Below are 4,994 nucleotides of genomic sequence, written 5' to 3'. Positions count from 1 at the left end.
ATAACCCAAGTTGCTACTAACAAATTCTGAACGTTCCAATGAGAGGTTTAGGTATTTTCCCCACCCCAGCGGGGTGATATATCTATAGAAACTGGGGTCCACAACTTCTTGCACTCCAGCGGAGTGCTATGTGCCAAACAGGTGGCAACTTAGGTTTTTATAGCAGACAGTTCAATAAGAATATCACGCCCAGATTTTATTGTCAAATGCTTTGCAGAATGCAGGTTCCAAAAACCCTTGCATCTGAGAAGTAGATTAGGATATAATGCAGTTGTGCAAGAATCCCAAAACGACCTGCCTTGAGAAAGGAAATTTTAATGACAACTATGAAGTTTTTTGGCAGCATTGTATGTTTACTGGCATTTATCTTCAGTGCTCAAAATGTCCATGTCCAGCAGTCTTTGGCAGCAGATCAGCAAAGCCCGAATAAAACGCCGCAGGAGTCCAATGTTACTTTTCAACTCATTGAAAGTATACGGTTTGCGGATGGCACGACAGTAAAATCCATTGCTAAAGATAAGATTGACACCCTTCCGGATCTGCCTATCCGTCTCGGACTGAATGATCATATTGATGGCGTAACGCTCACGAAAAAGAGGGACGACACGGTTTATGTACGAACCTGTAGAGAATATGATGAGGCACGTAAACAGGGCTACTACCCGAACAGTAATTTTGACTACAAAATGTCATTTTTTTTCATGCATCCCTGTGGATTGCTCAATGCGCTTGAGAAGGCGAGTGTGCCAAAACAAAATTTTATCTCAGATGCCGAAGTCAGCATCCTCAACTTAGAATTGCTCCCTTTCCAGATATTTGCCGAAAATCTTGCTGGGCAATCAAGTTGGGATGCCCCGAGAGATTTAGAGACGACATACCAGCAAAAAATTGATAATCAAGAGCTCGTCATTACCGAGAAAAGTCAAAATGTTTTGTATGTTGAGGGGTCCGGTATGGGGCAAACGTTAAAGGAGATGGTGCGGGCTGACTTTAACAATGACGGTATTGAGGACGTTTTGCTATTTGAGCACAATTTTGTTAAAAAAGGCACATTCGCCGACGCTGGGATTATCGTCTTAACCCGTAAATCAGTGAATGGAAAGTTTGAGGTGCTCCGACCTCTTGCGTCTCAGCAGCCTACTGGATTTCCATATTGGTTGAAATAAACATGAACTTCCAAACACACTGCGACCGTTATCTACAAAACATCCAACGCACACAAACCAGCACCGAGGCAACGCCAGAACTCTCGCTATACCCACACCTCCAAGCCTTCCTTGAAGCACTATTCGTTGACCACTTCGGCAGAGATACCGTCCAATTAACACAAGAACCGAGACAACTGGATCAGATCGGGAGACCGGATTTCATCGCAATGGACGGTTTGCTACCCATCGGTTATATTGAGGCGGAAAGATACGGCAGAGACCTCGACAACCTCACTGGGCACGCCGAAGCGCAGAATGCACGTTTCATTGAAAACCTTGATAACTTCATCCTCACCAACTTCGTCGAATTCCGGTTGTATGCCGATGGAACATTGCGAGCGACAGCAAGCGTTGAAGATGAAACTGAAAATTTAGAGACGCTATTGGAACGGTTTCTGAACGCCGGACACGTCCAAATTACCTCTCCAGAAACACTCGCAAGATACCTCGCCAGACGGACGCGGGAACTCCAGACACAGATCGCAACCACACTTAGCGATGAGGATAGCGAGATTTATCGGATGTTTTCGGCGTTCAGGGAGACGCTCATCTCTACGTTGACACCGGACGATTTCGCCGATATGTACGCCCAAACCCTCGCTTACGGGTTATTCGCCGCACGCTGTACACTCCCGAATGCGACCAACTTCTCACGACACACCGCCGCCGAGGCACTCCCAAGATCAAACCCGTTCCTCATCCAACTCTTTTATCACGTCGCCTCACCGACACTTGAGACGAACATCACCTATATTCTGGACGACATCGCGGTACTCCTCCGAAATGTCCCAACAGAAATGCTCCGCACGGCGTTTGCTGCAAGAAATCATCTTGAAGACCCAGTAATCCACTTCTACGAGACCTTCCTCGCCGAATACGATCCGCAGCGACGCGTCGATCGCGGTGTCTACTACACACCGCCACAGGTTATCTCCTATATCGTCAGATCCGTCGATAGCCTCCTCAAAACAGACCTAAACAGACCGGACGGTCTCGCCGATGACAACACGCTCATCCTTGACCCAGCGACAGGCACGGGTGGCTTCCTCTTGACAGTGCTGGACCACATCAAAGAATACATCACCGAGACCTACGGCACCGGAGAGTGGACGCAATATATCAACGCTCAGTTGGTCAGACGGATCTTCGGGTTTGAACTGCTCGTCGCTCCGTATACAATCGCGCATCTCAAGTTGAGTCTGTTCCTACAAGCACAAGGCTGGCACGCCGATGAACGCCTCCGCATCTATCTCACCAACACATTGGAGTACCCCGGGGAGATGCAGCCATCCTTGCCCTTTGCAGAGTTTATCTCTGACGAGGCGAATGCAGCCTTGTCAGTGAAACGCGACGAACCAATTCTCGTCATCCTTGGCAATCCACCATATCCACAGGATTCAGCCAATCCAAGTAGTGAGGGGAATAGGTTGACTTTTATCGGAGAACTTATTGAAGATTATAAACCAACGGATGGAAAATTATTGGGAATTAAAGATCAGACGAAATTTCTTCAAGCCGATTATGTGAAATTTCTTCGGTGAGCACAGTGGCGAATTGATAAAAATGGTGAGGGTGTTATCGGCTATATTGTCAATAATAATTTTCTTGGCGGAGTAACTTTTCGCAGAATGAGGCAATCCCTGATGAAGAGTTTCAATGCTATCTATTGTTTCAATTTACACGGTGGTAGCAGAATCGGGGAAATTTCTCCTGAAACGGAAACTGACGAAAACGTCTTTGATATCAAGCAAGGAGTCACTATTCTCTTATGTGTAAAAGAACCGAACAACCCCTCACTGGCAAAGATCTATTATGCTGATCTTTGGGGACTTCGTGAGGAGAAATACAACGCACTTTCCGAAACCTATGTCGAAACTAATGACTGGTGTGCATTTCAACCAAAATCACCGTATTATTATTTTACGCCGCAAGAGGTAGAAGCGCGAGCAGAATATGAAAAAGAATCGAAGAAAATTACTGATATTTTTCAAATCAGTTCAATCGGAATTCTCACAGCTCGCGACAAACTGACGATCCATTGGACTGCTGAGCAATTACATAAAACTGTAAAAGATTTTGTTTCGCTTCCTGAAGACGAAGCCCGCCAGAAATACAAATTGCAAAAAGATACCCAGGACTGGAAGGTTCACCTTGCCCAGGCGGATCTTCGGAATCACCCGGATGTTGAACAGCACATCCAACCTATAAATTATCGCCCTTATGATACGCGCTGGACTTATTATACTGGACAATCGCGTGGTTTTCACTGTGCTCCCCGTCCCTTAATTATGCCCTATCTGCAGAAAGAAAATCCTGCCCTTTGCACACACCGCAGCCTCAGAAGTGCAAGCACATGGCAGCACGTCTTTGTTACCGACCGAATTATCGATGGCAATTGCATCTCAAACAAAGACGGACCTACACATGTATTTCCGCTCTACTTATACCCAAACCCAAAGGAATTGGGACTCGCTACAAAACGATCGCTCAATTTCAAATCTCCGTTTCTCACTGCCCTTTCAGAGGCGTTAGAATTGCCGCAGACCGCCCCATTTAACCTCCCCGAAGGTGTTTCACCAGAGGGCATCCTCGCCTATATCTATGCAATCTTGTCCAGTCCCACCTACCGCCAACGCTACTATGATTTCCTAAAATACGACTTCCCGCGTATCCCCTTACCACAAGACATAGACCACTTCCGCACCCTCGCAGCATTGGGGCAGCATCTGATAGATTGGCATCTCCTGAAAGACGTACAGATTCCAGCGGTGCATCGGTTTGAAGGTGAAGGCGATGGTGTCGTCGGAAAAGCGCGCTATCTGGACGGGCGTGTTTGGATCAATCCGACCCAGTATTTCACAGATGTCCCCGAGGACGTATGGGAATATGAAATCGGTGCGTATCAGGTCTGTGAAAAGTGGTTGAAGGATCGGAAGGGAGAGGTGTTGCGTCATGAGGACGTGCGTCAGTATCGTGCGATTCTGGTAGCTATTGCGGAGACGCTGGCGGTTATGGCGGAGATTGATTCGGTTTTGTGGTAGGTTTCTGAGTCGCTGGTTATCGCAGATTTCTCGGATAAGAGGGCAATAATAGAAGTTGAAAATGCCTCTGTTTAGGTATAACATGTGTAGGTTTTAGAATTTTCCATCCTAGCAAAGTAGCATATTTATAACAATCGGACAATTCCAAGTTTGCCGCTTCAGTAGAGCAATATGTGCCTTATTAAATTAATTTAGTCTTAGCATTTTGGTATTAGAGAGGCACATCGTCTTTTATAATGCCAGATTGCACATAAGGAATGGTGGATTGTCTTTGATTGTGCTGAGGTTATGGATTTGATCGATTACGCGATTTCCATTCCTCTCCATATTTTTTTATAAAATCGTGATACTCTGTATAATTTTTTAACTTTTGATGACTTTCTCCGGGCTGTTCTGCATGACAGCAGATACACAGAGCTTGCAGATCTTCTGGTCTGTTATACTGTCTTCCTCTAATATGATGGGCATGGAGAAAACTTCGATCAGAGCGTTCCTGTCCCAATTGTATACCACATTTTTGACATTTCCAACTGGCATTTTTACGGCAAACCCACGACAGGAATCTCCAAGCTACTACATACTTATTTTTCGACAAAATTCGATCTACTGGAAGAGGTTCATAACCATCATCAAGAGCATCAAACCAATCTTTTAAAGGGAATTCATTAGGTCTGTAGACATTTCTTAGTTCTAGTAGTCTGTCACAATTATCTTGATAGTTGATCTAAAATCTGGTATCCTTAGG

At 45.5% G+C, this 4,994-nt stretch carries 3 protein-coding genes; all 3 read left to right on the top strand.

Annotation, left to right across the window (positions count from 1 at the left end; all coding sequences use genetic code 11):
• The first annotated feature begins 317 nt into the window (after window positions 1-317).
• The 3 genes from OXH39_05300 to OXH39_05290 all read left to right on the top strand — a co-directional run bounded on the left by OXH39_05300 (window position 318) and on the right by OXH39_05290 (window position 4,249).
• Entirely contained in the window at window positions 318-1,166 is an 849-nt protein-coding gene (locus OXH39_05300; protein MCY3549857.1) for a hypothetical protein, read from the top strand.
• 2 nt (window positions 1,167-1,168) lie between these two features.
• Window positions 1,169-2,749 carry an N-6 DNA methylase gene (locus OXH39_05295; protein MCY3549856.1) on the top strand — a complete coding sequence of 527 codons (1,581 nt, stop codon included), beginning with the start codon at window positions 1,169-1,171 and terminating at the stop codon, window positions 2,747-2,749.
• A gap of 102 nt (window positions 2,750-2,851) precedes the next feature.
• The gene (locus OXH39_05290) at window positions 2,852-4,249 is read left to right on the top strand and encodes a hypothetical protein (protein ID MCY3549855.1); all 1,398 of its coding nucleotides are present in this window, start codon (window positions 2,852-2,854) and stop codon (window positions 4,247-4,249) included.
• Window positions 4,250-4,994: the final 745 nt, after the last annotated feature.

The sequence above is a fragment of the Candidatus Poribacteria bacterium genome (genome assembly GCA_026702755.1).
Taxonomy (GTDB): domain Bacteria; phylum Poribacteria; class WGA-4E; order WGA-4E; family WGA-3G; genus WGA-3G.
This window is presented reverse-complemented; position numbering and strand designations above follow the sequence as displayed.

Bases quoted from the DNA above. Each gene is read 5' to 3' on its own strand.
- OXH39_05300 (MCY3549857.1), top strand. From the start codon at position 318: ATGACAACTATGAAGTTTTTTGGCAGCATTGTATGTTTACTGGCATTT.
- OXH39_05290 (MCY3549855.1), top strand. From the start codon at position 2,852: ATGAAGAGTTTCAATGCTATCTATTGTTTCAATTTACACGGTGGTAGC.
- OXH39_05295 (MCY3549856.1), top strand. From the start codon at position 1,169: ATGAACTTCCAAACACACTGCGACCGTTATCTACAAAACATCCAACGC.